The 3,589-nt window shown below is 57.3% G+C and carries 4 protein-coding genes; 3 read left to right on the forward strand and 1 reads right to left on the reverse strand.

Annotated features, from left to right (window positions below):
* Positions 1-223: diguanylate cyclase domain-containing protein (locus tag F6X39_RS35760; protein ID WP_187620101.1), on the forward strand; the 223-nt coding region annotated here is incomplete at its 5' end.
* Between the two features lie 261 nt (positions 224-484).
* On the opposite strand, the gene F6X39_RS35765 is transcribed toward F6X39_RS35760, so the two are convergent.
* Entirely contained in the window at positions 485-1,117 is a 633-nt protein-coding gene (locus F6X39_RS35765) for a LysE family translocator (RefSeq protein WP_187620102.1), read from the reverse strand.
* A 377-nt stretch (positions 1,118-1,494) separates the two neighbouring features.
* Here F6X39_RS35765 and F6X39_RS35770 point away from each other — a divergent pair, with 377 nt between their 5' ends.
* Both F6X39_RS35770 and F6X39_RS35775 read left to right on the forward strand, forming a co-directional pair.
* Complete coding sequence (locus tag F6X39_RS35770; RefSeq protein WP_187620103.1) at positions 1,495-2,409, forward strand: PhzF family phenazine biosynthesis protein; 915 nt, start codon at positions 1,495-1,497, stop codon at positions 2,407-2,409.
* A gap of 423 nt (positions 2,410-2,832) precedes the next feature.
* Complete coding sequence (locus F6X39_RS35775) at positions 2,833-3,300, forward strand: DUF4188 domain-containing protein (protein WP_187620104.1); 468 nt, start codon at positions 2,833-2,835, stop codon at positions 3,298-3,300.
* Positions 3,301-3,589: the final 289 nt, after the last annotated feature.

The raw sequence follows: 3,589 nt of genomic DNA on the forward strand, positions 1-3,589 counted from the left end.
TGCCGACGGTATTCACGACATCCTTCATGGGCTTCGAGAGATCGGCGGTCATCCCGTCGCCGTATCGGCCAGCATTGGCGTGCGCATGCTCGGTGCCAATAGCGCGGACGGACGTCTTGATGTACACACCCTGATGCGCCAGGCCGATAGCGCGATGTATCGCGCCAAAGCGAACGGGACGGACAAAACCTCATTCTTCGATGAGACGGGTGCCGGCGTGTAAGCGGATAGGGCTCCCGGCGGTGTCCTGCTCGTGTTGGCGAGCGCATTTGACGCACGTGCCGGGCCGCGGCCGCTCGTATCTGGGAGCATGTGCGCGTCGTCTCGCTGCGGAAGGTAGTTTCATTTCGCGGCTGGAGTTTGGCCCGGAGTGCGGCGAACTGAGATGGTCGCCATCCGGCCATTTTGAGACGTTCAATTGAGGCGTCTAGTTCGTCGACAATATTGCTCGGTACGCAACGAAGGGAGCCTTTCCGTCGGACGTTCAATTCCGGCTGGCGACAGCAAGTCTCGCCGCCAATCCGGCAAAAACTGATGCGAGCAGATATTGGGGGGCCCGAGACTGCCGGCGGCGGCCAGCCCACCGCCGGCTAAGTTGGCTTGCAGAAAGTATGACCACACCGTTCACAATCAAACCGATGAAGTTGAGTACGGTGGCGAGCGTTAAAATCTGAAAGGCAACTGCCCCGTCTTGCGGACGCACAAATTGAGGGAACAGTGCAAGGACGAACAATGCCATCTTCGGATTGAGCAGATTTGTCAGCAAACCCTGCCTGAAAATCTTTCGAATAGGGAAACGAACTTCGCTCGCGGCGGCTGAAGTCAACATGGGGGTCGCGCGAAGGGTCTTCCACGCAAGGTAGAGCAGGTAGGTGGCTCCGGCAAACCGGACGACATCGTAGGCTATCGGAACTGCGAGAAACAATTGGGACAGGCCGAACGCTGCCAGCATCGCGTGGCAATAGGTTCCGGCCAGAATTCCGGCAAGCGATGCGAAGCCAGCAGAACGTCCCTGAGTAACGCTTCTCGACGCTATGAGCAGCATATCCGGACCCGGGGTCATCGTAAGCGCGAGACAGGCCGCTGAGAAGAGTCCGAGACTAGCAAGGCCAAGCATAATAGATCCCCTTGTGCGCATGGCGCAAAAGGGATCTCAGTCTAGTGAATGTTTTTTCTGGGGTCAATCAGGTCGGCCGACCGCGTCCGGCGATGAGGTCGATCCGAGTCAAACTGAACCGGTCCTCATTCGGGCGGGCCTCGTCCAAATGCGGACGGTCGCTCGATCGAGCAACATTGTCGACAAAACGAGGCGAGACTTTTCACGGGTCAGTTGATCATTCCTGCGGCTGACACATCCCGTCATCGCTGAGACAGGCGAGCGGTCATCGACGCGCTGGCCCGGTCTATCAGGACAGAACTGTGTCTGTCACTTCGGCGACTCATAGCCGATCATGGGGTAGATCGCTAAAAACAATCAAGAAGCCGAGATACGATATGAATCGCCGCTATGTCACCGCCGATGTGTTCACAGACGAGAAATTTAAAGGCAATCCAGTTGCGGTTGTGCTTGGCGCCGCTGGTTTGTCTACCCACCAGATGCAGGCAATCGCCAGCGAGTTCGCGTATACCGAAACGACATTTGTACTGCCTCCTCGCGATGCATCGAATACTGCCTGGGTGCGAATATTTACGCCGAGCCGGGAGATACCCTTCGCAGGACACCCGAACATCGGTACCGCATTCGTCCTCGCCGCGAAGGCTGCGTCATCTCGGAAGGGCCTGCCGGACTTGCTTGTATTCGAGGAGATCGCCGGTCTGGTACCGGTCAATCAGTTGAAAGAGGGAGAGACTGTAGTCGGTGCTGAACTCATTGCACCGGAACCGTTGGCGCGGCTATCGCAGGTTGCCGCAAACCGGGTAGCGGCTTGCCTCTCACTCAGCGCTGACGATGTCCGGATCGATGCTCACGCCCCTCAAGTCGCTTCTGTTGGCCTGCCGTTTCTTGTCGTCGAACTTGCTTCACGCGATGCTCTAAGACGGTGCGTACCCGACCTGGTGGCATTCAAAGCCCTACTTCCAATCGACGGCGCCGTGTCCATCTATGCCTATACGCGGGATATCGACCGCGTCAGGGCCGGAAATGCCTGTGATCTGGAGGCGCGCATGTTCACGCCGCGCATGACAGAAGACCCGGCTACGGGTAGCGCGACCGCAGCCACCGCAGCGCTCATTGCGCACGTGCGAGGTTTGCCAGAGCTATCGCTACGCGTTGCTCAAGGCGTTGACATGGGCCGCCCCAGCATTCTCTTTGCCACAGTTGACTTGCATGGCGGCCGTACAAGGATTCGCGTCGGTGGGAAATGCGTCAGCGTCATGGAGGGATCATTTCAGCTTGAAGGCGATGAATGACTTGTCGTCGGTGAGCGTCCGCCATAGACGAAGCTGAGTGTCTTTTGTGGGTCGGCTACGGAAGTTCGACGCGGCGGTGCGGCCGACGATCACCGGAGGCCGCTCGATTTCCGGGATCGGCCATTATGAGACGTTCGATGTCGCGATGAAGATCGTCATCATTCCGACGGAGAAATAGGATGGCCATGCCTGCTGCAATTGAACGCGGTACGGGAGCACCCGCGATGAACGTCGACGTCCATGGTAAGTCTTTGAAACGGCTGTGCGGTCGCACGCTCCGACCGCAGCCTAAATTTTTGAGGTACGCTCCCCTGCGGCACGCAGGGAACGTCCCAACGCCTATAGATGTCCCCAACCGCGGCAAGTGCCGGGCACCCTGCAAGCGAGGAATACGAAATGTAGTTTTTGAGAGGATAGGTCGCAATGGTCAATAAAGCGCGTGTCACAGCCACGTTTGACGGCGATTTTGTCGTGTTTTTAATTGGCATGAGAGTCAATGAGCCTCTTAGGGTACACAAATGGTTGCCCGTCGCCACCGCAATGCCACGGATGATAAAGGAGCTTTATCGTCAACCAGAGTTGGGCTTCCTCCACGCGGAGATGTGGTTCAGCCGTACGACGATCATGGTGCAGTATTGGCGTTCGATAGATCAATTGCTGGCCTATGCCAAAAATCGTGAATCAGAGCATTTGCCGGCCTGGCAGGCCTTCAACAAGGCCATTGGAACGGACGGATCAGTCGGTATCTGGCATGAGACGTATGCGGTGTCGCCGGGTTGTTATGAGAATATTTACGTCAACATGCCGCCGTTTGGTCTCGGAAAGATTGGTTCGCTACAACCCGCAACAGGTGGCAGGCAATCGGCAGCTACTCGTCTACGTGGCCAATAAGGTTCATGTGGTTCGTCGCGTGCGTTTGCGTATTCCTGTCGTCGAATGCCGCCGGTTGCGACTCGGAGACTCGCTGACGTGGAAAGCCGCACGCGAATGTCTGCATCCAGCACTGCCGAATGTCCCTTCCGGGTCGCATTTTGCCGGCCGTGCAGGACAGCAATCGGCCATGAACGGCCATACGCTCGAGCATTCGGACAGACACTCAAACGTCCGGTCCACTCAGATAGCGGACCTATGCCTGTCAGTCGAGCTCATTGCGTTACCTCACGGAAGCACACAACCAGGA

The organism is Paraburkholderia sp. UCT2, assembly GCF_014397665.1.
Lineage (GTDB): Bacteria > Pseudomonadota > Gammaproteobacteria > Burkholderiales > Burkholderiaceae > Paraburkholderia > Paraburkholderia tuberum.